Origin of the sequence: Halobacillus trueperi, assembly GCF_003386945.1 — a bacterium.
Lineage (GTDB): Bacteria > Bacillota > Bacilli > Bacillales > Halobacillaceae > Halobacillus > Halobacillus aidingensis.
Genome location: NZ_QUAE01000023.1, coordinates 1 through 25567 on the forward strand (window position 1 = coordinate 1; position 25567 = coordinate 25567).

General features: G+C 43.5%; 23 protein-coding genes, 1 rRNA gene, 2 riboswitches and 1 other annotated feature. Of the genes, 8 read left to right on the top strand and 16 right to left on the bottom strand.

Features of this window, described 5'->3' with window-relative positions; translation table 11 throughout:
• From DYE48_RS18020 to leuS, 3 genes are all read right to left on the bottom strand, one after another.
• A 16S ribosomal RNA gene (locus tag DYE48_RS18020) occupies positions 1-78 on the bottom strand; the annotation flags it as partial.
• 453 nt (positions 79-531) lie between these two features.
• Complete coding sequence (locus DYE48_RS18025; protein ID WP_089654864.1) at positions 532-843, bottom strand: rhodanese-like domain-containing protein; 312 nt, start codon at positions 841-843, stop codon at positions 532-534.
• 122 nt (positions 844-965) lie between these two features.
• On the bottom strand, positions 966-3380 hold the full coding sequence (leuS, locus tag DYE48_RS18030; RefSeq protein ID WP_115824788.1) for a leucine--tRNA ligase: 2415 nt from the start codon (positions 3378-3380) through the stop codon (positions 966-968).
• 51 nt (positions 3381-3431) lie between these two features.
• Positions 3432-3646: a binding site (T-box leader), on the bottom strand.
• A 127-nt stretch (positions 3647-3773) separates the two neighbouring features.
• Here leuS and mnmM point away from each other — a divergent pair.
• Complete coding sequence (gene mnmM, locus DYE48_RS18035) at positions 3774-4349, top strand: tRNA 5-(aminomethyl)-2-thiouridylate-methyltransferase MnmM (protein ID WP_115824789.1); 576 nt, start codon at positions 3774-3776, stop codon at positions 4347-4349.
• A 186-nt stretch (positions 4350-4535) separates the two neighbouring features.
• Here mnmM and DYE48_RS18040 read toward each other — a convergent pair whose 3' ends face one another.
• Together DYE48_RS18040 and DYE48_RS18045 are read right to left on the bottom strand one after the other, a co-directional pair.
• Positions 4536-5612, bottom strand: a complete 1077-nt coding sequence (locus tag DYE48_RS18040) for a tetraprenyl-beta-curcumene synthase family protein (protein WP_279629307.1) — start codon at positions 5610-5612, stop codon at positions 4536-4538.
• A 20-nt stretch (positions 5613-5632) separates the two neighbouring features.
• Positions 5633-6409, bottom strand: coding sequence for an alpha/beta hydrolase (locus tag DYE48_RS18045; RefSeq protein ID WP_115824791.1), 777 nt, complete (start codon positions 6407-6409; stop codon positions 5633-5635).
• A 59-nt stretch (positions 6410-6468) separates the two neighbouring features.
• On the opposite strand from DYE48_RS18045, the gene DYE48_RS18050 reads away from it, so the two are divergent.
• Positions 6469-6975 (top strand): gamma carbonic anhydrase, encoded by a 507-nt coding sequence (locus DYE48_RS18050; RefSeq protein WP_115824792.1) that lies wholly within the window; start codon positions 6469-6471, stop codon positions 6973-6975.
• A gap of 76 nt (positions 6976-7051) precedes the next feature.
• On the opposite strand, the gene metK is transcribed toward DYE48_RS18050, so the two are convergent.
• Complete coding sequence (metK, locus tag DYE48_RS18055; protein ID WP_115824793.1) at positions 7052-8248, bottom strand: methionine adenosyltransferase; 1197 nt, start codon at positions 8246-8248, stop codon at positions 7052-7054.
• Between the two features lie 283 nt (positions 8249-8531).
• Positions 8532-8642: riboswitch (SAM riboswitch) on the bottom strand.
• 853 nt (positions 8643-9495) lie between these two features.
• Here metK and pckA point away from each other — a divergent pair.
• Entirely contained in the window at positions 9496-11088 is a 1593-nt protein-coding gene (pckA, locus tag DYE48_RS18065) for a phosphoenolpyruvate carboxykinase (ATP) (RefSeq protein ID WP_089654872.1), read from the top strand.
• Positions 11089-11731: 643 nt separating this feature from the next.
• On the opposite strand, the gene ytkD is transcribed toward pckA, so the two are convergent.
• The gene (gene ytkD / locus DYE48_RS18070) at positions 11732-12199 is read right to left on the bottom strand and encodes an RNA deprotection pyrophosphohydrolase (protein ID WP_115824795.1); all 468 of its coding nucleotides are present in this window, start codon (positions 12197-12199) and stop codon (positions 11732-11734) included.
• A 203-nt stretch (positions 12200-12402) separates the two neighbouring features.
• Here ytkD and DYE48_RS18075 point away from each other — a divergent pair, with 203 nt between their 5' ends.
• A complete protein-coding gene (locus DYE48_RS18075) occupies positions 12403-13224 on the top strand; it encodes a DUF6612 family protein (protein WP_115824796.1) in 822 nt (273 codons plus the stop codon).
• Between the two features lie 41 nt (positions 13225-13265).
• Here DYE48_RS18075 and DYE48_RS18080 read toward each other — a convergent pair whose 3' ends face one another.
• The 7 genes from DYE48_RS18080 to DYE48_RS18110 form a co-directional block, all read right to left on the bottom strand.
• The gene (locus DYE48_RS18080) at positions 13266-13577 is read right to left on the bottom strand and encodes a hydrolase (RefSeq protein ID WP_089654875.1); all 312 of its coding nucleotides are present in this window, start codon (positions 13575-13577) and stop codon (positions 13266-13268) included.
• Positions 13578-13639: 62 nt separating this feature from the next.
• Complete coding sequence (menC, locus tag DYE48_RS18085; protein WP_115824797.1) at positions 13640-14737, bottom strand: o-succinylbenzoate synthase; 1098 nt, start codon at positions 14735-14737, stop codon at positions 13640-13642.
• Positions 14734-16197, bottom strand: a complete 1464-nt coding sequence (locus DYE48_RS18090; protein WP_115824798.1) for an o-succinylbenzoate--CoA ligase — start codon at positions 16195-16197, stop codon at positions 14734-14736. The genes menC and DYE48_RS18090 overlap by 4 nt, the downstream gene beginning before the upstream one ends.
• Positions 16198-16305: 108 nt before the next feature.
• On the bottom strand, positions 16306-17124 hold the full coding sequence (gene menB, locus DYE48_RS18095) for a 1,4-dihydroxy-2-naphthoyl-CoA synthase (protein ID WP_089654878.1): 819 nt from the start codon (positions 17122-17124) through the stop codon (positions 16306-16308).
• Between the two features lie 66 nt (positions 17125-17190).
• The gene (gene menH / locus DYE48_RS18100) at positions 17191-17988 is read right to left on the bottom strand and encodes a 2-succinyl-6-hydroxy-2,4-cyclohexadiene-1-carboxylate synthase (protein WP_167449546.1); all 798 of its coding nucleotides are present in this window, start codon (positions 17986-17988) and stop codon (positions 17191-17193) included.
• Positions 17989-17990: 2 nt separating this feature from the next.
• A complete protein-coding gene (menD, locus tag DYE48_RS18105; RefSeq protein WP_115824800.1) occupies positions 17991-19727 on the bottom strand; it encodes a 2-succinyl-5-enolpyruvyl-6-hydroxy-3-cyclohexene-1-carboxylic-acid synthase in 1737 nt (578 codons plus the stop codon).
• Entirely contained in the window at positions 19715-21118 is a 1404-nt protein-coding gene (locus tag DYE48_RS18110; RefSeq protein ID WP_115824801.1) for an isochorismate synthase, read from the bottom strand. Before DYE48_RS18110 ends, menD begins: the two co-directional genes overlap by 13 nt.
• Positions 21119-21345: 227 nt before the next feature.
• Here DYE48_RS18110 and DYE48_RS18115 point away from each other — a divergent pair, with 227 nt between their 5' ends.
• From DYE48_RS18115 to DYE48_RS18125, 3 genes are all read left to right on the top strand, one after another.
• Positions 21346-22290: a 1,4-dihydroxy-2-naphthoate polyprenyltransferase gene (locus tag DYE48_RS18115; RefSeq protein ID WP_115824802.1), complete on the top strand. Its 945-nt coding sequence runs from the start codon at positions 21346-21348 to the stop codon at positions 22288-22290.
• Positions 22291-22868: 578 nt separating this feature from the next.
• On the top strand, positions 22869-23264 hold the full coding sequence (locus DYE48_RS18120; RefSeq protein WP_089654115.1) for a hotdog fold thioesterase: 396 nt from the start codon (positions 22869-22871) through the stop codon (positions 23262-23264).
• A 34-nt stretch (positions 23265-23298) separates the two neighbouring features.
• Positions 23299-23673, top strand: a complete 375-nt coding sequence (locus DYE48_RS18125; RefSeq protein WP_115824803.1) for a TraR/DksA C4-type zinc finger protein — start codon at positions 23299-23301, stop codon at positions 23671-23673.
• Positions 23674-23711: 38 nt separating this feature from the next.
• Here DYE48_RS18125 and DYE48_RS18130 read toward each other — a convergent pair whose 3' ends face one another.
• A complete protein-coding gene (locus tag DYE48_RS18130; protein ID WP_115824822.1) occupies positions 23712-24305 on the bottom strand; it encodes an ECF transporter S component in 594 nt (197 codons plus the stop codon).
• A gap of 153 nt (positions 24306-24458) precedes the next feature.
• A riboswitch (FMN riboswitch) is annotated at positions 24459-24605 on the bottom strand.
• A gap of 156 nt (positions 24606-24761) precedes the next feature.
• Here DYE48_RS18130 and DYE48_RS18135 point away from each other — a divergent pair.
• Positions 24762-25007: a DUF2164 domain-containing protein gene (locus DYE48_RS18135; protein ID WP_115824804.1), complete on the top strand. Its 246-nt coding sequence runs from the start codon at positions 24762-24764 to the stop codon at positions 25005-25007.
• A 198-nt stretch (positions 25008-25205) separates the two neighbouring features.
• On the opposite strand, the gene DYE48_RS18140 is transcribed toward DYE48_RS18135, so the two are convergent.
• Entirely contained in the window at positions 25206-25484 is a 279-nt protein-coding gene (locus DYE48_RS18140) for a hypothetical protein (RefSeq protein ID WP_115824805.1), read from the bottom strand.
• Positions 25485-25567 lie beyond the last annotated feature (83 nt).

A 25567-nucleotide genomic window follows, 5' to 3' on the forward strand; every position in this document is an offset into this window, starting at 1 on the left:
TCGCTTCCCGCGCTCGACTTGCATGTATTAGGCACGCCGCCAGCGTTCGTCCTGAGCCAGGATCAAACTCTCCATAAAAGTTAAGTTTGACTTGCTCATTTGCACACCGAATGTGCTTGTTTCAAATCTCTTCTATAAAGAAGAAATGTTTTGACGTACTGGTTGGTTCGTTCAGTTTTCAAAGATCAAATACTGCCTTACCCGACAGTAATCAAATTCTAGCATAATTGACTATATATCGTCAATAGGTTTCATAGAATTTGTTGAAATAAATCTCTTAATGAGATGTTTTGGGCGCTGCTGAATAAGCAACGTTATCTATAATACACGGTGAACTTTTCCTCGTCAATAGTTTTATAGAATTTCTTTTTGTAATTTCAAATGCCATTAAGAAACGGATAACATAAAAGCCCCTTCTATATAGAAAGGGCCGCTTCAATGTAGATGTCATAACTCTTAAGGTATGAGGTATAGAAGTGTTGTAAAAAATATCATTGGTTGAAGCTTACCGCATAATAATCAACGACTATGTTAAAAAACGAGCTCCCCCTGCCATTTCAACATTCCGCCTTCCATGTTTTGTACGTTCCCGAATCCTCGTTCTTTCATGAATTCGGCAGCGTTCATGCTGCGGCGACCGGAACGGCAAATCATCACATACTCTTGATCTTTAGGCAGGCTCTCAATTTTTTCAGGAATATCCCCAAGACGTATATGCTTAGCATTCGGTACCATTCCTTGTGAAACTTCTTCATCTTCTCTTACATCGATTATGGTAAAGTCATCATTATTATTGATTTTCTCTTCCACTTGTTGGGGCGTGATCTCTTTAATTTGATTCATTTTCATCCCTCCATATTAATCGTTTGCACATTTATTTTAATTTACTGTTAATTAAAGTCAAGGCATATGATCACTAACAAATAAAGCACCCTGCTCATAAAAACAGAGTGCTTACAAATCATTTAATTGGCTACGATGTTGACTAGCTTTCCTGGTACAGCGATAACTTTCCTAACTGTCTTTCCTTCTAACCACTGCTTAACGTCTGCATTTTCAAGTGCTTGCTTTTCGAGATCTTCTTTGGAAGCCTCTTTATTCACCATCATTTTCGCACGCACTTTACCCATAACCTGGACAACGATTTCCACTTCATCTTCTACAAGTTTGGATTCATCAAACGCTGGCCAAGGCTGATAACTGATCGTTTCAGAGTGACCAAGCTTTTGCCACAATTCTTCTGCAAGGTGTGGAGCGACTGGAGAAAGAAGTTTAACAAAACCTTCTACATACTCTTTTGGTAAAACGTCTGCTTTATACCCATCATTGATAAAGACCATCATTTGAGAGATTCCTGTATTGAAACGAAGGGCTTCAAAGTTTTCCGTCACTTTTTTAACGGTTTCATGATAGACCTTTTCCAACGTTGTATCATCAGTATTTTCTTTGACCGCCTCGGACAATTCGCCCTCGGTAACGAATAATCTCCATACTCGATCAAGGAATCGACGCGCCCCATCCAAGCCATTTTCAGACCATGCGACAGAAGCATCAAGCGGTCCCATGAACATTTCGTATAGCCTCAAGGTGTCTGCACCGTGAGAATAGACGATATCATCTGGATTGACAACATTCCCTTTGGACTTACTCATTTTTTCATTATTCTCACCAAGAATCATCCCTTGGTTGAATAGCTTTTGGAAGGGTTCTTTCGTTGGTACGACTCCAGCATCGTACAGGACTTTGTGCCAGAAACGTGCATACAACAAGTGAAGAACGGCGTGCTCAGCACCACCAATATACACATCGACCGGAAGCCATTTTTTCAATGCTTCATAATCAGCGAACGTTTCCTCATTATTCGCATCAATATAACGCAGGTAATACCAGCAGCTACCTGCCCATTGAGGCATCGTGTTCGTTTCCCTGCGCCCCTTCATCCCTGTTTCAGGATCCACGACATTGACCCATTCATCAATATTAGCAAGTGGGGATTCCCCTGTGCCGGATGGTTTAATTTCCGTCGTTTTCGGAAGTTCGACAGGTAGTTCATCTTCTTTGACTGCGGTAATCGATCCGTCTTCCCAGTGGATGACAGGAATCGGCTCACCCCAATAGCGCTGACGGCTGAAGAGCCAGTCACGAAGGCGATAAGTCGTTTGTTTCTTACCTTTACCGTTTTCTTCAAGCCATTGGATCGCTTTTTCGATCGCTTCATCTTTCCCAAGACCGTTCAAGAAGTCAGAGTTGATGTGCGGACCATCCCCTGTGTACGCTTCTTCCTCGACATTCCCACCCTCTACGACTGGAATGATTGGAAGGTCAAATTTCTGAGCGAACTCAAAGTCTCTTTCATCATGAGCAGGGACCGCCATAATGGCACCACTGCCGTAGCTCATCAATACATAATCAGCCACCCAGATTGGAAGTTTTTCACCATTGATTGGGTTGATCGCATAAGAACCAGTGAATACCCCTGATTTATCCTTAGCCAAATCTGTACGCTCAAGATCACTCTTGTTTTGAGCTTTTTCGATATACGTAGATACGGCATCTTTCTGTTCAGATGTGACGATTTCATCGACCAGTGGATGTTCTGGCGCGACAACAGCATAAGTTGCACCGAATAATGTATCTGGACGAGTGGTAAACACATCGAAAGATTGGTCAAAACCATCAATTTCAAAAGTGACCTCTGCCCCTTCTGACTTTCCGATCCAATTTCTTTGCATATCTTTAATGCTCTCCGGCCAATCCAACTCTTCCAAGTCTTCAAGAAGACGATCTGCATAAGCTGTAATCTTCAGCATCCACTGCTTCATCGGGCGACGTTCTACGGGGTGATCTCCTCGTTCACTACGACCATCGATAACTTCCTCGTTGGCAAGAACCGTACCAAGAGCCGGACACCAGTTCACGGCAACTTCGTCAATATAGGCCAGACCTTTTTCATACAGTTTCAAAAAGATCCATTGCGTCCATTTATAATAATCAGGGTCTGTCGTATTCACTTCTCGATCCCAATCATAGGAGAAACCCAGTTCTTGTATTTGCCGACGGAAGGTGTCGATGTTTTGTTTTGTAAATTCTTCAGGATCATTTCCTGTATCCAGTGCATACTGTTCTGCTGGAAGCCCGAAAGCGTCCCAACCAATCGGATGAAGCACTTCATATCCTTGCATACGCTTCATACGAGAAAGGATGTCTGTAGCGGTGTATCCTTCCGGGTGTCCAACGTGTAGACCTGCCCCTGATGGATAAGGGAACATATCCAATGCATAGAATTTCTCTTTGTCTGAATAGCTGTCTGTCTTGAACGTCTTTTCTTCAAGCCAGTATTTTTGCCATTTCTTTTCAATGGTCTTATGATCAAAAGCCATTTCATTGCCTCCTCATAATCTCTCTAAAAATATAAAAAGCCCCTCATCCCAGTATGGGACGAGAGGCTTGATTCCCGCGGTACCACCCAAATTAACACATATGTGTTCAACTTGATGTCAATAACGGCGACCACACCGGCAGAAACTACTCGGGTTCACTTCTGCGACATCCAAGGCGAGTTCATGATTTCCAAGGACAGCTTCCACCAGCCGCTGCCTCTCTATCACTTGAAAGAATCATTACTACTCCTTTTCAACGTCATGCTATTATAACCGTATATTAATGAATGAAAACAGCTTTGTCAAGCGGCATCCGCTCAGTGGATCGTCCTTCTACAAGAAAGGACTGTTCGTGCTACAATACTAAAGAACAATACAATTGGAGGATGCTACATGACGATTGAACGAATTTTAGACTATGCCCATTCTTTGATGAAAAAAACGATAGAACCTGGAGATGCCGTAATAGATGGAACGTGCGGCAACGGTCACGATACTGCCTTTTTAGCTGAACTTGTCGGAGAGCAAGGACATGTGTATGCCTTTGATATCCAGGAAAAAGCCATTACAAACACCAAAAAGCGTTTATTAGAACATGGGCTTGCAAACCATACGAGCCTTATCCATGATTCCCATGCACACGTACAACAATACCTAAAAGACAAAGATCAAAACAACATATCCGCAGCCATTTACAATTTAGGTTATTTGCCAGGCAGTGATAAAAGTGTGGTGACCAAGCCTGAAGGGACGATCCAGTCGCTCGAAAACGTACTAGCTACATTAAAAAAAGGGGGACTGGTGGTTTTAGTGGTATATCATGGACACCCCGGGGGAGCTGAAGAGAAAGATGCCATCCTGGAGTATGTGTCAGAGTTAGATTCCAAACACTATCAAGTCCTTCATTACGGATTTATCAATAAGAAGAGAACACCCCCTTTTATCTTAGCTATCGAGAAACTTTCATAAGAACCAAAGCGCAAACAATCCGGGAGATACGAAACGCATAAGTCAAACAGGTAGAAGATCAACTTTCCTCCCGCAAGACTGGATGGGCTATATAGCAAGTAGCAAATCTCTCTAGCAAACATCGCTCCCCAGGATGTTCACACCTCGGAATTTTATAAGTCCCTATGAAAAGAAAAGCCTGGTCGGTTATATTTCCCGCCCAGGCTTTAATTTATGATACATTTTTGTATTGTAATAAAAGAATGTCGCTTTTTTGCCACTCACTTTCAACATTTCTTTCACAAAGCTTTTAGCATTTGAAAGCTTGCCTACTTTACGATCAGCTAAATACATCCCAACCAGCCCTTCATGGATCATTTGGTGAAAAGGTGCATCTGGAAGCCTTTGTATTTCCTCGTGTGTCCTTTCAACAAAATACCGGAAACGATTCTTCATTTGTTCCTCATGAGCATAGTAAGCACAGAAATTCAAATCTCCCTCTTTTTCATCTTCTTCTTGATCAATGTAGTAATCAAGCAAGATATGTAACCCCTGCATATATGGAAAATAACTACTTTCAATTTGATTGGATAACGTTGCATCCATCTTTCCACTCAACGTATAGGAAACAAGACAAAAAATTCCTAAAGTAGATCCCGTACATGCCGAAAATTCATACCAGCTAAGCTCTGGCCATTCTTTTTGATAGCGCTTGAACCAATTTTGTAGTCTTGGAATTCTTTCATTTTCGATTACATGCTTATGAACTTGCAGATCACCATATAACTTACCTAACTTTATCGCTTGTTGCTTGACGGTGTGATAGTCTTCCGCCTCGAAAAGAACTTGTTGACACGTTTTCACAAGGTCATGGAGGTATCCCCCATCATCCTGCTCCTCACGATATTGGTAATAATCTTGTAATGGGTTACCTGGTGTCAAGGCGTCGATCATGGATTCATGCAGCATGCGGAAATCGTCAGGATCCATGGAGGTGCTCCGGTCACAAAGGTTGTCCAAGTAGTCACTGATGGTTTGATAAGCAACGATGAAGCGAATCGCCCTTTTATCGTTGCCACGGGAGAGAACAGAATAAATAGATCCCCCTTCACAGTGAAACGTCTTTTCTTCGATACTCGCCAATGCTTGACTTCTGAGTTCTTCGTCAGGAATCAATTTCGCCCTTTCAATCCAATAAGACAATTCATTATGAACAGCAGGAAAAACATTTCGATACACTCTGTACATCAAAAGAATGGCGTTGCCTGGAACTGCACGTGTCAAAAGAAATCCTCCTTTCCCGTTTACTTTAGATGATCCTCTAAAAAGGAATGCGTATGTTGATAGACATCTTTCCATTCCGGCTCATTATAAATTTCATGATAAAGACCCGGCCATTGTTTATATCTTTTTTCTTTTATTTGAACTCGGTCAAACCATTCAGCTGTCTTCTCTATTTTCACCATATAATCGTCTTCGGCCTGCATCAGTAATAATGGGATATCAGGAAAGCGTTGAATATCAGAGAACGCTTCTCTCGTCGCTTTTTGAAATTCACGATACCAGCGAATAGAGACTTTATCAATAATCAAAGGATCTTGTTGAAACTCTATAATTTTATCCTTATTACGTGTGATGTATTCGGGATCTTGAGGAGCCTTGATTCTTAATGATGGAAATAAAGTGTTTAAAATATACGACACGACTTCCAAGGGCAGACTCGCTTTTTTCAGAAGTCCTAATGCAGGAGAAGAGAGAATGACGCCATCTACCTTTGGTTGAGCAATCTCCATCGTCCTCACAACCGCAAGGCCCCCCATACTATGACCCATTAAAAATATTTTCTTACCGGGGTCCGCCTGTTGGACCCACATCATAATGGTATTGACATAATCCTGAAAAGAACGGATGTGCCCACTCTTTCCTGAAGAACGCCCCTGACCTGGCAGATCGCCGTAAATAACAGAGTACCCATCCTTTTGTAGTTGGTCGACCAGTTCATGGTACCGCCCTGAATGTTCAAAGGCTCCATGAACGAGCACAACCGTAGCACGATCATTGACTGATTCTACTTTCTTCACAGCATCTCCCTCTTTTCTTCTGCTATACTATCAATAGTAATAGTATAAGGGGGTTTTTCATGATTTGCGAATATAAAGGAAAGGTACCTGACATTCACCCGAGCGCCTATGTTGCAGAAGATGCGGTGATCACTGGGGATGTAACCATTCAAGAAAAGGCCAGTGTTTGGTTTAAGACCGTGATTAGAGGAGATGTTGCTCCCGTACATATTGGCAAGAACACGAACATTCAAGATTTAAGCCTCTTACACCAGAGTCCAGACAAGCCTTTATTCATTGAAGATGGGGTAACCGTCGGCCATCAAGTCACTCTCCATTCTGCCCATATAAAAGAAAACGCTCTGATCGGCATGGGATCTCTTATTTTGGATGGCGCTGTTATTGGAGAACAAGCTTTTATCGGAGCCGGGAGCCTTGTCCCCCCTGGGAAAGTGATTCCACCAAATACTCTCGCTTTCGGTCGTCCGGCCAAAGTCATAAGAGAACTGAATGAAGAAGACATAAAAGAACTGAACCGGATAAGAAAGAGTTATGTGGAAAAAGGGCAATATTATAAAGAAATATGAGGATTTTGAGTCCACAAACCGTTCATTCTAACGATAAAAAAACCGTTCCAAACAAAAGTTTGGAACGGTTTTTTCCTTATTGACAGCGGGCCTTCAATTCTTCCGCTTTATCTGTACGCTCCCAAGGGAACTCCACATCTGTACGTCCAAAATGACCATAAGCAGCCGTTTGGCGATAAATAGGACGGCGCAGATCTAACATCTTGATGATGCCTGCTGGACGTAAGTCGAATAGTTCACGTACAGCTTCTACCAACTGCTCCTCAGAAACAGTACCTGTTCCATTTGTATTAATGGCAATGGAAACAGGCTGCGCCACACCAATGGCATAAGCAAGCTGAACTTCTACTGAATCCGCTAGTCCAGCAGCTACGATATTTTTCGCAACATACCGAGCAGCATAAGCAGCAGAACGGTCCACTTTCGTAGCGTCCTTACCACTGAAAGCTCCCCCTCCATGACGAGCATAGCCACCATACGTGTCCACGATGATCTTTCTTCCGGTTAGCCCGGCGTCACCTTGTGGACCTCCAATTACGAAGCGTCCGGTTGGGTTAATAAAGTATTTCGTTTGTTCATCAATGTATCCTTCAGGCACAATGGGCTCAATCACATGTTTTTTCAAATCTGCCTGGATTTGTTGCAGCGTCACTTCTTCCGCATGCTGGGTAGAAATAACAATTGTATCCACGCGCACAGGCTGGTCGTTTTCGTCGTACTCTACCGTCACTTGTGTTTTCCCATCTGGACGAAGGTAATCGAGTGTACCATCATTTCTAACATCAGAAAGACGTTTAGAGAGTTTATGAGCCAAGGAGATTGGCAGAGGCATCAATTCTTTGGTTTCATTATTAGCAAAACCAAACATCAATCCCTGGTCTCCTGCACCAATCGATTCGATTTCATCATCACTCATCTTCCCTTCACGGGATTCAAGAGCAACGTCCACGCCTCCTGCGATATCAGGAGATTGCTCATCAATCGCTGTCAGAACAGCACATGTATCTGCATCAAACCCGTACTTCGCACGAGTATAACCGATATCTTTAATCGTCTGACGGACGATGGATGGAATATCCACATAAGTATTTGTACTAATCTCACCAGAAACTAATACAAGTCCCGTTGTCACTGTTGTCTCACATGCAACCCTCGCGTTGGGGTCGTTTTTTAAAATTTCATCTAAAATCGCATCAGAAATCTGGTCACAAATCTTGTCCGGATGTCCCTCGGTAACAGATTCTGATGTGAATAACCGGCGGTTTGCAGGCATTCTTAAAAACTCCTCCTTCTGTAAGTACAAAGTATTAGACGGAACTCTTTACCAGTATGTGTAGAAACTTTTATAAGTTTCATATATGTTCATGTTGCCTCTTTTCACAACCAATGGAGCATTTACATAGGAATATCTACAGGTTACCCTGTTCGAATATATTTCTTCATTAAAGGCTCTGTTCTTATTGAGGTGATGGATCGTTCTCCTGCCCCTGTTTGGAAAAAAGCCTTATAAAAAGAAAAAACCTTTCCTATTCGAGGAAAGGGGCTGCTTCCTTTCGCTCTTATCGTCCAAGGAGCATGTCCTCCTTGCTTCAGGTTAGCACCGTGTCATGTCCATGACGGTTGCTGGGTTTCAAAGGGCCTGTCCCTCCACCAACTCTGGATAAGAGAGTATCCGTTCTCCGTTATCGTATCGAAAACCTTATTTAATGTCAATTGAATTCCACCTCTTTCAAAACCTATTCCTAACCCAGTAAACGTTTGAAAGAAATACACATATATTATTAGAACACTTTTTTCAATAAAAGAACAAAACTCGCTATTCCATATAAGCTCCCGATTGTGGAAGACTCAGTTTCGAGATGTTTCTTTGGTTCGTTGCCGGGTGGGGCGTCAGGGGTGGCTGGGAAGCTACTCGCTTTCCTGTGGGGGAGTGGCGAGCTTCCTCGGACTACGTCCTGCGGGATCTCGCCGATCTCCTTTCTCACACGGGAGTCTCGCAGCTTCCCAACCACCCCATTCGATAAAGTGAGAAACGAACCCTTTCATCAAGAAGGACTGTCTTCCACTATCACAGTTAGAAGGAAGAATAGCTCTACATCAACCTCTCATGTTCGAAGTGACCACTGGAGATAGGTTATATTACCCGATTCACTTCAGCATACAATCAGAGTTTCCGAGATGTGGTTTCGAGACACTTACATGGCGGAGGGGAATGGGGAGACTCCTGCGGAAAAAAAGTGCATGGTGAGACCCCACAGGACGCAGTCCGAGGAGACTCACCGCGCTCCCGCGGAAAGCGACTCATTCCCCGCAGTCCCTATCCACGCAACACAAGTCTCGAAACTGAGTCTTCAAGAATTCTGCCAGATTGTTGAACAAAAGAGGATGTTTGAAGTGTGATTTTTCTGAATAAATAAAATGTAAGCTTTTTCACGTATAGTATGGACTAAAGAATTCAATGTGTTATACTAATCTCACATTAGGTTGATCATAATTAATTGCAAAGGCGGGTCGACACATATGAGTACCATTAATCAAATGTCTGAACTGAATCTTTTACTTGCCCAAGAACATGTCCACCATCAGCTATCTGTTCCACACTTAGTGGAAAAGATTTTATACCGTAATGAAGGTACCCTGACAGAAAAAGGGGCCATCCAGGCAACGACGGGTACTTATACTGGTAGATCTCCGAAAGATAAATTCATCGTCCAGGATGATGTAACACGAGATAAAGTCCACTGGGGAGCTGTCAACCAGCCCATAGATGATCAAACGTTTGTAAAACTCTATCATAAAGTACTGGATTATTTAAAAGAACGGAATGAACTGTTTGTCTTTAAAGGCTATGCTGGGGCAGATGAAAAGCAGCGCCTTCCTCTTCAAGTACTTACAGAGTTCGCCTGGCACAACTTGTTCGCACAACAAATGTTCATTCGACCGGATGAACAAGAGATAGAAGATCATGAGGCGGAGTTTACTGTCGTATCAGCCCCAACCTTCAAAGCTGATCCGCAAATCGATGGAACAAACTCAGAAGCTTTCATCATGATTTCTTTTAAACACCGTATCGTTTTAATCGGCGGCACGGAATATGCAGGAGAAATTAAAAAGTCCATCTTTTCAGTCATGAACTATATTCTTCCTGAGAAGAACGTTCTCCCTATGCACTGCTCAGCGAACGTAGGTAAAGAAGGAGATGTGGCTTTATTCTTCGGCCTTTCAGGTACAGGGAAGACGACATTGTCAGCAGATCCACAACGTAGGTTGATTGGTGATGATGAACATGCATGGTCAAACTACGGGATTTTTAATATTGAGGGTGGGTGTTACGCAAAATGTATCAACCTTTCACAAGAAAAAGAACCCCAAATCTTTGACGCCATCCACTTCGGCTCAGTCCTGGAAAACGTCGTGTTGGACCCACAAACCCACCAGCCCGACTACAATGACACAAGTCTCACTGAGAATACACGAGCGGCTTATCCATTAGAGCATATCGACAACACTGTACAACCAAGTATTGCCGGTCATCCGAATGCCATCATCTTTTTAACGGCTGACGCAACAGGTGTCCTTCCACCGATCAGTAAATTGACAAAAGAGCAGGCGATGTACCATTTCTTGAGTGGGTATACGAGTAAACTAGCAGGAACTGAACGAGGAATCACAGAACCACAAGCTACTTTTTCTGCATGCTTCGGTTCACCATTCCTCCCTCTCCCGCCTTCCACTTATGCAGAGATGCTTGGAGAAAAGATTGACCAATTTAATGCAGACGTTTATTTGGTCAACACAGGCTGGTCAGGAGGATCTTACGGAGAAGGGCAACGAATTAAATTGTCCTATACCCGATCCATGATTCATGCCGCACTTGAGGGAGAGTTAAGCTCTGCGGACACTTATCAAGATCCATTTTTCGGCTTGAATATTCCTACACACTGCCCTGGTGTCCCAGATGAAGTATTATTTCCTAGAAAAACATGGGCAGACGCTGATGCATATGATCAAAGTGCCAAATCTTTGGCCAGCAAATTTCATGAAAACTTCAAGAAATTCACATATGCAAGCGAAGATATCAAAAAAGCAGGACCGACCTATCACAGGTCATAACAATTGTTTCCTCATCTCCTCATATAAAAGAAGGCCCCGCTGGTCATCCCAGCGGGGCCTTCTCTATACCCTCCACCTAACACCACAAACGTTTCCGATTGTGGAAGACTCAGTTTCGAGATGTTTCCGGGCTTCGTTTGCCATAATGGGAGTCAGGGGTGGTTGGGAAGCTACTCGCTTTCCTATGGGGATGACGGCAAGCCATTCCCACGGGAGTCTCGCAGCTTCCCAACCACCCCATTCGATGCATGTGAGAAACGAACCTCTATATAATATGATGGGACGTCTTCCTCCCCAATCAGAAACTGGTAAAAAGCGCTTTACATCAAGCTTTCACGCTCGGAATGACCAATGGGGGGGGGAGTTTTAAATTATCTACTTTGCTTTAGCATACAAGCAGAGATTCTGAGAAGTGGTTTCGAGAGACCACACATGGTAAAGGGGCGGAGGGGAATGGCGAGACTCCTGCGGGACAAAAGTGCATGGTGAGACCCCACAGGACGCAGTCCGAGGAGGCTCACCGCGCTCCCGCGGAAAGCGAGCCATTCCCCGCAGCCCCATCCACTCAACAAAAGTCTCGAAACTGAGTCTTCCACAATCCTGCCAGATAGCTGAATAAACATAAGAAAAAAGGTAGAAAAGTTTAGTTGAACTTTTCTACCTTTTTCAAGCACTCCGGCAACACTTCATCTTTCATCATAAAGCTGAAACGATCATTCGATTTTAAATTACGCGGGAGATGACGGAACAATACAGGTCCGTGCGTCTCAAAATAATGATCCTGATCATCGATTGAGTCAATCATTGCAAAATACACGTTTTTAATGACCGTCCCCCCTTTACCTTCTACATGATACTGTCCAATGTAGGATAAATAAGAAATAACGGCTCCTGTCTCTTCTCTGACTTCTCGAACAGCGGCGTCTTCCGCTGATTCTCCCTCTTCCACTTTTCCACCTGGAAATTCGAGACCGCGATCTTTATGTTTGGTGAGCAGCCATTGGTCCTTGTATCGGCATATCACCCACACGTGTTTCGGTGTCTCGGAAAAAGGATGATCCTCAAAAGATAACCGGACAGGGTTGTGGTAATAATCATAAAATGTTTTCATGTCTGCTCAACTGCCTTTAATCCTTGATATACGTTCTGTCTTTCACCTGTTTAAATCGTACCACAAGCCGCGCTAAATACAAACCGGTCAGCAGACAAACTTCTCTCTTTCCTGAATAATTTGTAAAAATATACAGAAACATGAAACGATCGATCCTTATCATTCGTACAAGACAGAAAGCAGAAAAAGAAAGGAGAGCAATAATGGCTAAGCGAACCTATGTAGCAATGGTCAGTCTGTTTTTGATTCTTTTGCTAAGTGCTTGTGGCAGTGCAGAAGGCAGCAAAATTGAAGAAATTATGTCGGAAGCTTCTGAAGTTAACAAAGACTTACAAAGTTATGCTGTTAAAACCGAGACTGAACAAGTCATAAAGATGGGCAAGCAAGGAAACAACGGACTTCCAGAAGGTGGGATCCCCATCCAATCCACCATCGATGCTGTTCATCAAGTTGAGCCTATGGCTTTTCACCAGACCATTGAATCTATGGGACAGACAACAGAGCAATACTATACAGACAAAGGCTTGTACATGACAAACCCTGCAGGTGACGGGTGGGTGAAAGCACCCGAGAAAGTCCTCGAACAACTTCAAGCCTTAAATGTGAATAGTCAAACACCAGCCGAACAAATGGAATTTCTAGAAGAATATACGGATGATTTTCAATTAACGTCTGAAGAAGATCAGTATATTTTAACGTTCCGATCGGAAGGGGAAAATGTACAAAAGCTCATGGAAGATTCGCTAAAAGAAATACTTCCTTCCGGCCAATTACCTGAGAAATTGTTAGAAGGCTTGACTGTAAATGACCTCGAATACACGATGAAAATTGATCAAGGCACATACTATCCTGAAATGTTCCATATGAATATGAACCTTAAAATTGAGGAAAATGGAGAACAAGTCGAGTTAAAGCAATCCATATACAGTGAATTCAGCCGTTTTAACGAAATTGAAGAGATTGTCGTACCACAGGACATCCTTAATCAAGCAGAGGAAATGGAAGATATGCCTGGTTTATTCTGATGCAGCATACAGAACCGCTTCTTTTTCAAGAAGCGGTTCAATTATTCATTCAATACGCCCATCTCCGTGATATGATGTTTAGTGGTTTCATCTCCAAGATCATAAATCTTTTGAAACGCTTTTTTCATATCGAGATCCGCTTCATCGTTCGCCTGATCATTATGATAGGGATTAAACGGAACATGAGACCGCCAGAAAGATTCAGCATCCGCATTATAGATCTCATCGAACACTTCCCTAAGAGCTTTAACTTCTTCCTCTGTCGCGTAAATCGTGAAATCATCATTGTTCCCATCGTGATTTAAAGAAATTTCCCTTGTTCCCATATTGATATAATACTTATCCTTTTCCATCATTCACCCTCCTCTTCCTTAGTGTGAACCACGGAAGGGAAACCTATTACAGATGGAAAAATTCATGAAAACGTCTCATAAGCAAGTGTTACTTCTTCCAGATATTCCTCATCCACATTTAATCCCATTCCCGGCTTCTTTGGAACCTCAATGGATCCTTCGTGTATTACAATCTCAGGGTGTACAAGGTCTTTATGAAAATACCTTGTCGAACCAGACAAATCGCCCGGAATCGTAAAGTTTGGTAGGGAAGCTAACGCAAGGTTATGTGCTTTGGAAATGCCTGATTCCACCATCCCGCCGCACCATACAGGAATTCCCCGCGATTGACAGAAGTCATGGATTTGTATCGCTGCTGTCAACCCGCCGACTCGACTGATTTTTATGTTGATGATTTGACAACTCTCCAGTTCAACCGCTTGGACGGCATCGTGAAAAGACATAATGGACTCATCCAAACAAATCGGGGTCTTCATTTCCTTTTGGAGCTTTTTATGCCAATAAAAGTCTCCTGCCGCAAAAGGCTGTTCAATCATTGTTAACCCATAATCATCTATCGAACGTAGATGACTCATATCCTCTGGATTATATTGACCATTGGCATCAATCATGATCGGAAGGTCCGGGTCGATTTGTTGTATGGTTTCAATCGCTTCCTTTTCTCTTCCCTTCACAACTTTCAATTTATATCTTTGAAAACCTTCTTCCTTCAGCATGGACACATCTTTTTCTACTGAATCCCCCAAGCTGATCACTGCCCCCGCACTTACGGATGAGCGGGTACCTCCAAGGAGATCGGCAAGGCTTTTTTCTGCTTGTTTTCCATATAGATCCCATAGAGCAGCTTCCAGTCCCGCTTTTGCCATCGGATGACCTTGCACTCCCTTACTTTCTTCTGCAAAATCAGAAGGGTGCTCCGCTCCATTTTTCAAAAGGAAAGGAATCAAGTAATCCTCAAGAATATGCCAAGCTGTATTTATCGTTTCATAGGTGTAAAAAGGGTCAGGAAATGCCGTCACTTCCCCGTAACCTATGCGTCCTGCATCATCTTTTACTTCTATAATAATAAGAGGACGCTCTTTCAGTTCAGCTTGGTGAGTAACGAATGGAACTTTGAGTGGAAAGGAAACTTTTCTTAAACCAACTGATTGGATTCTCATTCGTCTCCTCCTTGCATGGAATAGGATGACAAATGTCTTCGTAATAGTTTGTTCGAGGCATTTCTCGGGAGTTCTTCGATCCAATGAACTTCTTTCGGACATTTATACTTTGCCAAACGCTTCCTACACCAGTCCAGCACTTCTTTTTCCGTCAGACTGGCCCCATCTTCAGCCACAATATACGCTGCAGGAACCTCTCCCCAATGTTTATCGAAACGACCGGTCACACCTGCTTCCCGTACACCCGGCAAGGATGATAACACGCTCTCGACCTCTGCAGGATAAATGTTTTCCCCCCCTGAAATGATCACGTCTTTCACTCGGTCAACGACATACAAAAATCCATCTTCATCTTCAAATCCGAGATCCCCCGTCCGCAAGTACGCGCCCTCTCTTTCCGACCGGTTGTAGTACCCTTTTGATACCATCGGACCACGAACGATAATTTCACCAACTCCCCCTCTTTCCGTACTGTCTATATACAAATGCGCAGGGCTTAAGGCTTTTCCTGCTGAACCTAGTTTGGAGAAAGCGAATTCCGGACTGAGAGTGGCGATTTGAGAGGTAGTCTCTGTCATCCCATAGGTTTGGAATACGGGTATTCCTTTTGCAGATGTCTTTTTCAGCATAACTTCAGGAACAGGCCCTCCACCTAGAAGCATGCAGCGGAAGTGGTCTGGATACGTACCATCTTCAAGCACCTCGAGCAATCGCTGCAGCATAACGGTCACGACAGACACATGGGTAATTGCTTTATCCATAATAGCTTTATGAACCTTTCGAGCATCGAATTTTTCAAATAGCATGATCGGCATGCCGTAAACGACACTCTTCATTAAGATCGAAAAGCCACCAACATGAAATAAAGGTAAACAGTTCAACCACTTGTCCTTTTCCTGGACTCCTAAATTTAATGCAGAGGCGACGGCACTGTGCCAATGGTTTCCATACGTATGCATGACGGCTTTCGGATTTCCTGTCGTTCCTGAGGTGTACATCATCGTATAAACGTCATCGAGGTCGAGGTCTGTGTGAAGTTGGTGAAGACTTTCTTTCTTCTCTTCTACATGTTCAAGTCTACGCACATCAAGATTCATCTCTCTTACCGACTCTGTTGCCACCTGTAAGTGGTGTCCATCAGCATAAAAATGTGATACATGAGCATCTTCAAGCTGGTACGCAATTTCCGCACTGGTCAGCCTCGTGTTCAAAAGAACGGCTACCGCCCCGACATAGCTGACGGCGTGAATGAAAACGGCGTACGTGGAACTGTTGCTTGCTAATAAGGCTACATGGTCGTCCTGTTTCACCCCATTTCCCATAAGAGCATGGGCCATTCTCCGGCTTCTTTCCCTTAGTTCAGAAAAACTGATACTCCCACCATCTGATGTTTCAATCGCCGTACGCTGCGGATTTAACGCCGCCTGTTTATCTAACCAATGAGGAATACGTTCGCCCATTACAACCCTTCCTTTACTTAGTTCTGTTATTCTAACGCTCGAATCATAAAAGGGGCCATCCTTTCTACAGGATGCCCCTTCACACATGGTTTCATATATAGAGACGAATCAAGGAAAACGAGGGAACTGATCGAAGTCAGGCTTTCTTTTCTCCTTGAAGGCGTCGCGTCCTTCTTTGGCTTCCTCTGTTGTGTAGTACAACAATGTGGCGTCTCCACCCATTTGTTGAAGACCAGCTAAACCGTCTGTATCTGCATTGAAAGAAGCCTTCAAGAAACGTAAAGCAGTCGGAGACTTCTCAAGCATTTCACGACCCCATTGTACGGTTTCAGCTTCAAGATCTTCCAATGGTACAACTGTGTTTACTAGTCCCATTTCTTCCGCTTCTCTTGCAGAGTACTGACGGCACAAGTACCAAATTTCACGGGCTTTCTTATGACCAACGATACGTGCAAGCAATCCTGCACCATAACCAGCATCGAAGCTTCCCACTTTTGGTCCTGTCTGGCCGAAGATGGCGTTATCAGCAGCAATCGTTAAATCGCAAACGATATGTAATACATGTCCACCACCGATTGCATAACCGGAAACCATCGCTACCACTGGTTTTGGAATCACACGGATCAAACGTTGCAAATCAAGTACATTCAAACGAGGGATATGGTCATCACCTACATACCCTCCGTGGCCACGTACTTTCTGATCTCCACCAGCACAGAAAGCATCATCGCCAGCTCCTGCAAGAACAATAACTCCAATTCTGGAGTCATCGCGAGCATAAGCAAAAGCATCAATTAACTCATGTACCGTTTGCGGACGGAAGGCATTACGAACTTCCGGACGGTTGATCGTGATTTTAGCAATCCCTTCAAATCTCTCGTACATAATATCTTCGTATTCGCGTTCACTAACCCAATCAAAAGACATATTATTTCCTCCTTTTTCTACATTCAGTTCCTATATTCCTCATGAAAAAACGCTTTCTTACAATTTTCATTTTATCATGAAGCCATCTACAATTTTAGCAAAAATCCCAGGATTCTCAAGGTGGACGGTATGACCAGCATTTTCGACCACCCGATGAGTGGCTCTAGTGAAGCGTTCAGCCATATCCCTATTGATGTTTCGGAACTTTTCGTCTTCCTCTCCTGTCACTAATAAGACCGGGCACTTGAGGGAAGATAGCTGATCCCACCAGGAAGGCTGATGACCTGTTCCCATACCGAGAAGCGATTCAGAAAGACCATTAGCCGTCTGACTTAAACGTTCTTCTCTCAACGCTTTTTCCACATCATCAGGAAGGGATTGTTGCGAATCAAAGAGTGGGAGGCTTTCCCAGAAGTCTACGAACGGTTCGACTCCTTCTTCCATCAATTTTTCCGACAATCCTTTATCTTTTGCTTGTCTTGCCAGCTGTTCTTCGGTTGTAGGTAAACCTGGAGAAGCACTTTCGAGTATTAATCGATCGACATATTCAGGGTAAAGCATAGCAAATGATAGAGCTGTTCTTCCACCCAAGGAATAACCAAGCAAGGACACCTTTTCTAATCCCAGCTGATCAAGCATAGCTTTGAGGTCCCGACAAAAGCGTTCCATCGTTACAATACCAATCGAGCCTGTCCTTCCGTGACCTGGCAAATCCACTTTTAATAAGCGAAAAGATTTTTCGAAACGGGAAGTAATGGAGTCAAAAGTTGAAGTGCGGCCCGTAAAACCGTGGAGCAGGAGGAGGACTTGCCCTTGCCCTTCCCCTTCATCCTCGACCCAATATTCTCTTCCGTTCACCTTCATCCTCATAAACTCCCGCTCCATTCCAAAACCGCTTTTTCCACATTCGCCCAACGCTCTCTATGAAAGGCTACATGATCGTCACGGTTCGTCACCACTTCGACGACGTTCAGCCCTGGACTTTCATAACTTTCTACTAAGGCCCGTTTGTAAGATTCCCAAGTCGTCACTTTTCTGTGTGTGCCTCCATACATCCCGATGACAGGACCTAGATCCAGACCTAAAGGAGTACCAAAGAGCTCTTCAAAGTGATCAGGATGTTTGGATTGAGGCAGATAAGAAAATATGCCGCCTCCATCATTATTAATTACAACGATGGTCAATGGAATCTTCTTATTCTTTGCCATCCATAGCCCATTCAAATCATGATAGAAGGAGATATCTCCTAACAATAGCGTTGTATGTTTGCCTGTAACAGCTGTTCCAATCGCTGTACTGATCACGCCATCGATCCCATTTGCTCCTCGATTCGCCATTAGCTGGACATTTTTTGGTGAAGCCATGAAGAAACTATCGACATCCCTGATCGGCATACTGTTGCCCACAAAGAAGTTGGAATCATCCGGCATCGTGTCTGCCAAATAAGCGACCGCATGCCCTTCATTGAGCGAATACTCAGGTTCAAATAGCATTTCATTTTTCGCTAAAACATTCATCTGCTGCCACGTGGAAAGCCATGAGGTTTCTACGTTCCCATCAGGCATAAAATCGGACAAGCTCTCACACAATTGGACAGGCTCACTCCAAATGAATGTCGCCCCGATGCCTGCCGGCTCACGAAATTCCTGCTGATCATCCACAACGTAGTGATCGATCTGTTCTTTGTATTCCTGGATCCATTTCAAGTACGCTTTGGATACAGGCATCGCTCCGAACCGTACGATGTAATCGGGCACGACTTGACCCTTAATTGTTTGTGACTTAAGCAGAGCATCGTAATTTTCAATGATATTCCTCTTATCATGGCTTCCTGTACGAAGCTGGGATAAAGGATCAGCAAATACAGGAACTCCGAGACGAGAGGCGAGGTGTGTAACTGCCTCAGCTAAGCGTGAATCCGTTTGTGGACCTACAACCAGTAACCCATTCTCTCCTTGAGCCAGCTGTTCAAATAATGACTTCACCTGATCGTCCGGCATCGCTAAACTCCCTCTCTGAGCTCTTGGAATTGGCTGGACGCTTCCACGCCATGCCTCTTCCAACTGGAAGTCTGGAATTAACGGTTCGCGAAATGGAATATTCAGATGTACAGGACCCTGCCCGGAAATTGCTTCTTCCATCGCTCTTGCCGCCTGTTGCCTCGCATAAGGAAAGTTGTTTTCTTCTGGCAACGCTAGGTCCTGATACCATTTAACATAACTACCATACATTTGGATTTGATTAATGGCTTGAGGCGCACCGACTTCTCTCAACTCATGCGGCCTGTCAGCGGTCAACACTACGAGAGGTACTCTACTGTAGAAAGCCTCGACAATTGCCGGATAATAGTTCGCAGCTGCCGTACCAGACGTACAAACGAGTGCTACTGGCTTTTGTTCTTGCTTAGCTATCCCCAAAGCAAAAAAAGCAGCTGAGCGTTCATCAAGGTGAACCCAGTGATTCACCCCGGAATGCTCAGCAAAAGTCATGGCGAGTGGCGTAGACCTCGAACCTGGTGATATGACGACATGTTCGACACCCGAGAACACGAGTTGGTCTACAAAATGAGTCACATATTTCGTTAATGCTTCTACATGTCCCATTCTGATCCTCCCAATACATTCATCATCGGTTTTAGTTTGACCGCCGTTTCTGCATATTCCGCTTCAGGATCGGAATCTTCGACTACTCCACACCCAGCAAACAAAGAAGCTTCCTTTTGCTGAATGAGAGCGGAACGGATCGCTACTGCAAACTCACCGTTATCCTGGGCATCAAACCAACCGATTGGCCCAGCATACCAGCCTCTATTCAACGTTTCATGTGTACGAATATACTCGACTGAAACTCGCTGCGGCATCCCGCCGAGGGCCGGAGTCGGATGCAGCTTTTCAATCACGTCAAGCAGTGTGTAGCCTTGATCCAATACGGCTCTCACTGGTGTGTACAAATGCTGCAGGTTCCGGAGCGGATAAAGGACAGGTCCATTCGGTACTTCTACTTGACTGCTGCATGCTTCTACCGCTTCTTTAATCATTTCCACTACAAATTGATGCTCTTGAAGATTTTTAGGGTCTCCAAGCAATTCTTCCCCCAGCTTGAGATCTTCCTGCTCGGTCCTACCACGAGGGACCGTTCCTGCAAGACACGTAGACACAAGTTCACGGTCTTCCACTTTTGCAAGTCTCTCTGGAGTCGCACCAATAAAGTGATCCCCTCCACTTTCATAACAGAAAATATAGCTGTTTGGCTGAGTATCAGCCAGAGCTTTTAAAACAGCCGCGATCTGCACATCCTCTTTGAACGTGACGCGGAGTTCTCTTGCAAGGACGACTTTCTCCATCAACCCTGCTGTAATATCATCCGTCGCTTTCTTCACCGATTCTTTCCAATCCTCAGGAGCAACCTCAAAGGTCTGATCAATGACAGGCAGCGAACCGGACATCTCTCCTTCGTTAAGAAGAATGTCCCGGTGATCTTGTATTTGATGAGCGATCTGCTGCTGATGATCTTCCGGAAAAATCAATGCATTGATGGTTAAATATGTTTCCCCATCCACTTTCGTTAACAAAAAAGCAGGAATCGTCATTTTACTGTCAGGAAAAGATTCCCATGGTGCATCCTCTTTTTGTTCAGGATCGAAACTGAAACCGCCAAGAGCCACCATTCCTGTTCCTTTTTTATTGTAATCGTCATGCAGCATCGCATTTTCCTGCAGATGCTTCCATAGGGATTGGACTTCACGAAAACGTTGTTTACTTTTTGCATACAATTGACTGGCCTTCCCTATTCCGACCATGGTCAAATCATTTTCAGCACTCTGCCAAAACGAGCGGTGCTGATCAATATGCTGACCCGTTTCAAAAAATTGAAAGGGGTTTTGATCATCTATATGTTCAACTATACTAATAAAAAGAGGTTCCCCAAGATGATGTGCTTTCTGAAGAGCTTCCCCGACCATTTCTTCTATATGAGGGGCCTTCGTATGAAGCATATATATTCCTCCCATTCTTTAAGGGACGTTATCTACTCTCTCCACACACAGCGATTGATGCTTTTGTGTGTATGCATCACTCTCTATTTTATTCTCTTTTTTCTCTTGACTCAAGGAATCTTGCTTTAAAACCAACATTTTCTTACATTCATTGACACTCCAGGACGCTTTCCCTAAAATTAAACTGTTAACATAACAAGAGTATAGTGACAAGGGAGAGAACATCAATGAGCTCTGTTCAAAACCAAAACATAAAAGCTTCCTTGAATGAACGCGAAGGTTTCCAAGTGTGGTGGCGGTTGCTACGACCACACACACTGACAGCTGCCTTTGTCCCTGTTTTCGTCGGGACAATGCTTGCTGCTATGGAACAATCGATCAACTTCTGGTTATTTGCCGCCATGTTGCTCGCCTCTATCCTCATTCAAGCAGCTACCAATATGTTTAATGAGTATTATGATTACAAACGAGGCTTAGATAATGAAAGTTCAGTCGGAATCGGAGGAACCATTGTCCGTGATGGAATCAACCCTAAGACCGTACTTTCATTAGCCTATTTATTCTTTATACTTGCAGGATTACTAGGCGTTTATATTTGCGCCTCTTCAAGCTGGTGGATTGCTGTCATCGGATTGGTTTCCATGCTGTTCGGCTATCTTTACACAGGCGGCCCATTACCGATCGCCTATACACCATTCGGTGAAATAACAGCAGGTTTTTTTATGGGGACCATCATTATTGGGATCAGTTATTTCATACAAACCCTGGCTATTACCGCTGAAGTGATTATCGTTTCCGTTCCTGTGGCCATCTTTGTCGGTACCATTTTGTTAGCCAACAATATCAGGGACCGCGTCGGGGATGCCGAAAACGGAAGAAAAACGCTGGCTATACTTTTCGGCCACAAAGGATCTATTGTTTTCATAAGTTCACTTTTTGCAACGGCTTTTATATGGACAGGCGTATTGATCATTTTGGGAACACTGCCTTTATGGTCAATAATTACCTTCTTTAGTGTAATAAAAGCATCGAAAGCCATTCAGGGATTTATAGGAAAAACGCAGCCACTGGAGATGATGCCTGCCATGAAAGCGACGGCCCAGACGAACACCATTTACGGTTTTCTTCTAGGACTATCCTTACTATTACACCTTAACTTCCCTCTTTCCTAAATGAGAGAACCAGAAAAAACACATCAAGAGAAACAAAAAAAGGATGGTACCCACCATCCTTTTTTATTATCACTAAGGCTCCCTTTTCTTGAAGACTTGATTTCGAGATGTTTGTATCCTAGGTTGGGGGCTGCGGGGGATGGCGAGACTCCTCCGCCCCTTGACATATAAGATGCTCAAAATCCCTTCAAAAAGTAGCGGAATTTGCAATAATAACATGTAGGTACAAAGATCCTGAATTCTATAAAAAAAAGCCTGATACAGAGTGCTTTATTACTATAAGCATAGATGGTGGAAGACACCCATCCTTGGGAAAGGGGTTCGTTTCTCACCATCATGGAATGGGTTTGTTGGGAAGCTGCGAGACTCCCGTGGGAGAAAGGAGATAGGCGAGATCCCGCAGGACGAAGTCCGAGGAAGCTTGCCACTCCCCCAGGCAACGAACCCCGGAAACATCTCTAAATTGAGTCTTCTACAATCCTGCCAGATAGTTGAATAAGTCATTTATGATTTTAGTTCGTAACATGAAGGTTTGACCATTTTTACAATGGGAATAATAAAAAAAGGACGGGATGAAAATGAACAAAACTATGATGAAGAATACATTGATGGAAGCACTAGGAATGGAAGTTCTGACGGCAGATCCGACAAAGGTAGAAATTCGCATGCCTGTCGATCACCGTACTCATCAGCCCATGGGGTTCCTCCATGGTGGAGCAAGTGTGGCATTAGCCGAGAGCGCTGCGAGCATCGGAGCATTTTTAAACATTGACCCTGCTAAACAACAAGTTTTCGGTGTAGAAATCAATGCCAATCATATAAAAAGTGCTCGTGATGGATATGTAAAAGGAACAGCAACCCCGGCCCATATCGGAAAAAATACGATGGTATGGGAAATACAAATTGTTAATGAAGCTGATGAATTGGTGTGTTTATCCCGATGCACCGTAGGAGTCGTTCCATTAAAAAAATAACCGATCTGTATAGTCGAAAGGAGTCACTTTTAACATGTTGAATGATAAACAAAAACAGAAATTCAAGGACCGCCTTTTAGAAATGAAAGAAGAAGCGGAAGCGCAAATGGAAGAATACAAAGAAGATCAAGCTAAAGAAGATTACGAAAACGACCGAACCGGTGAAATATCGAGCGTGGCTGATCATCCTGGCGACCAGGGAACAGATCAATTTGAGAGAGCGAAAGAACAAACGTTTTATGAACAGGCGCGAGAAAAATTAATGGAAATAGAAGATGCTCTAAAGCGTATGGAAGAGGGACGTTATGGTCTGAGTGAAAAGTCAGGTGACCCCATACCAGTTGAGCGTTTGGAAGCCATGCCTACAGCACGTTATAACGTGGAAGAAATTGAAAACGAAAAAAACTAAGCAAATGAAAAGCGAGGGGCATGGGCCCCTCGCTTTCTTTATGCGGCTGACTGGCGTACACTTTTTTGTTCGATCCAGTCCTTCATTTTCACGAATAACATAATAAATAACGATCCAGCAATAGCTCCTTTAATCACATTAAAAGGAAGAATCCCCGCTACGATTGTCATCCATTTCACATCTGCACTCATTGTCTCCCAGCCCATAAACCAGCTGTATGCAGGGAGGATAAGAAAGTAATTGAGTACGCTCATCGTCACTGCCATAAAGACCGAACCAAATACCAAACCTAAAATGAGTGATTTCATCGTCTTTCCTTTACGATAGATAACAGCAACCGGAACAATAAAGAGGACTCCGGCAAAGAAGTTCGCAACGACCCCGATGGGATCAGAAACTCCTGTAAAAATCATATATAGACCATTTTTCAACGCTTCCACTACAATACCTGCGAGCGGCGAAAATAAAATCGCAGCTAGAAGGGCAGGAATGTCACTAACATCCACTTTTAAATAAGGGGGTAAAAAAGGAAGCGGAAATTTCAAGAACATTAACACCATAGATATCGTACCAAGTAAAGCTAGAATGACCAACTTTTGCAGTTTTGATGATTGCCCTGTATAAGAGTCCATCATCGATCTCCTCCTTCATCTTTTCATCGATTCACATCCCAGATGAAGGTAAACGGCCTATAAAAACACATAATAATAACCCTGTAGCATTTAGGGCTAAGGGTAGTCGTGTCCATAGGAAATAGAGGTAGGGTTTAATCTACCAGATCCGTTCGACATCTTCTCCCATCCAGACTTTAACTGTCGGTCCCGGACTTTCACCAGGTCCACCGCATGGTCAAACCATACGGGTCACGGACTTGAAGAATCCACGTTCTTCTTACCGTCGGTCGGGAATTGCACCCTGCCCCGAAGATGGAATCGATATGTTATTGTAAATTTATCTTATACAAAACGCTGTGAGATCGCAAGCTTAATGTTTTGTGACTGGTTGTTTTCTATTCTTTAAGGATTATGTTGATATTCACGAATTCACTCTGAATCCTCTTATGGCTTAGTCTTAAAAGGAGTGATTATATGAAATTTAATTTATCGAAAGAGCAGAGACAAATGATGATTGAAGACATCCAGTCCTTCTTCTTAAAAGAAAGAGATGAAGAAATATCGGAGTTCGCGGCTGAAAACCTCTTGGCATTCTTCCAAAACTCACTAGCCTCTCACTTTTATTATTATGCTGTAAACGACGCGATCACCGTTCTACAAACCCAATATTCTTCGGTCGAAGAAGAAGTTCGTACCCTCGAACGTCCCCTGCGTTGGTAACAATGAAGAGTGAACTTCGATGGTTCACTCTTTTTTCATCAAATGAGTCCTCTAGGAATGACTAAATACATTTAAACAATCGTGCATAACAAAAAAGGAAAACACTTTAAAAGCATTTTCCAAATAGACCCAACTAGTGCAACTTTTATTAAATGAAAAAGGTAACGACACTTATTGACGATCATTTCAAAGGCAGAACTATTCCCTCTGGTTCATGTTCATTTGCTCTTCAACTTCCCGGTTATCTTCGGAAGGTTCTTCTCCAAGATCTGGCTCTTGTTCATCCCTATCTATGATCGGTTCATCCAAGTCACGCCTCATATCTTCATCACGATCCATACGATTTCTTTGATTGTCTTGATCATAACGTGTGGGTTGATAATTGACATCTTCCGGCTCATTTTGATTTACGCCTGCACACGCAGATAAAATGGAAGTAAGCAGCACCACCATTACAATTGTTAATTGCCTTTTCATCTCCTCACCTCCTTGATGTGTTTACCTTTTACTATTTGCATGCACAGAAAATCCATACACATAAACGGACTAAAAAACCATTA

Excerpts from the sequence above, each read along its gene's own strand:
- metK (WP_115824793.1), bottom strand. The coding sequence starts at position 8,248 with ATGCCTGCAAACCGCCGGTTATTCACATCAGAATCTGTTACCGAGGGA.
- pckA (WP_089654872.1), top strand. The coding sequence starts at position 9,496 with ATGAGTACCATTAATCAAATGTCTGAACTGAATCTTTTACTTGCCCAA.
- menD (WP_115824800.1), bottom strand. The coding sequence starts at position 19,727 with ATGGGACATGTAGAAGCATTAACGAAATATGTGACTCATTTTGTAGAC.
- menB (WP_089654878.1), bottom strand. The coding sequence starts at position 17,124 with ATGTCTTTTGATTGGGTTAGTGAACGCGAATACGAAGATATTATGTAC.
- DYE48_RS18075 (WP_115824796.1), top strand. The coding sequence starts at position 12,403 with ATGGCTAAGCGAACCTATGTAGCAATGGTCAGTCTGTTTTTGATTCTT.
- DYE48_RS18120 (WP_089654115.1), top strand. The coding sequence starts at position 22,869 with ATGAACAAAACTATGATGAAGAATACATTGATGGAAGCACTAGGAATG.
- DYE48_RS18090 (WP_115824798.1), bottom strand. The coding sequence starts at position 16,197 with ATGGGCGAACGTATTCCTCATTGGTTAGATAAACAGGCGGCGTTAAAT.
- DYE48_RS18125 (WP_115824803.1), top strand. The coding sequence starts at position 23,299 with ATGTTGAATGATAAACAAAAACAGAAATTCAAGGACCGCCTTTTAGAA.
- DYE48_RS18130 (WP_115824822.1), bottom strand. The coding sequence starts at position 24,305 with ATGGACTCTTATACAGGGCAATCATCAAAACTGCAAAAGTTGGTCATT.
- ytkD (WP_115824795.1), bottom strand. The coding sequence starts at position 12,199 with ATGAAAACATTTTATGATTATTACCACAACCCTGTCCGGTTATCTTTT.
- menH (WP_167449546.1), bottom strand. The coding sequence starts at position 17,988 with ATGAAGGTGAACGGAAGAGAATATTGGGTCGAGGATGAAGGGGAAGGG.
- DYE48_RS18115 (WP_115824802.1), top strand. The coding sequence starts at position 21,346 with ATGAGCTCTGTTCAAAACCAAAACATAAAAGCTTCCTTGAATGAACGC.
- DYE48_RS18140 (WP_115824805.1), bottom strand. The coding sequence starts at position 25,484 with ATGAAAAGGCAATTAACAATTGTAATGGTGGTGCTGCTTACTTCCATT.
- menC (WP_115824797.1), bottom strand. The coding sequence starts at position 14,737 with ATGAGAATCCAATCAGTTGGTTTAAGAAAAGTTTCCTTTCCACTCAAA.
- mnmM (WP_115824789.1), top strand. The coding sequence starts at position 3,774 with ATGACGATTGAACGAATTTTAGACTATGCCCATTCTTTGATGAAAAAA.
- DYE48_RS18050 (WP_115824792.1), top strand. The coding sequence starts at position 6,469 with ATGATTTGCGAATATAAAGGAAAGGTACCTGACATTCACCCGAGCGCC.
- DYE48_RS18135 (WP_115824804.1), top strand. The coding sequence starts at position 24,762 with ATGAAATTTAATTTATCGAAAGAGCAGAGACAAATGATGATTGAAGAC.
- DYE48_RS18080 (WP_089654875.1), bottom strand. The coding sequence starts at position 13,577 with ATGGAAAAGGATAAGTATTATATCAATATGGGAACAAGGGAAATTTCT.
- DYE48_RS18110 (WP_115824801.1), bottom strand. The coding sequence starts at position 21,118 with ATGCTTCATACGAAGGCCCCTCATATAGAAGAAATGGTCGGGGAAGCT.
- DYE48_RS18025 (WP_089654864.1), bottom strand. The coding sequence starts at position 843 with ATGAATCAAATTAAAGAGATCACGCCCCAACAAGTGGAAGAGAAAATC.
- leuS (WP_115824788.1), bottom strand. The coding sequence starts at position 3,380 with ATGGCTTTTGATCATAAGACCATTGAAAAGAAATGGCAAAAATACTGG.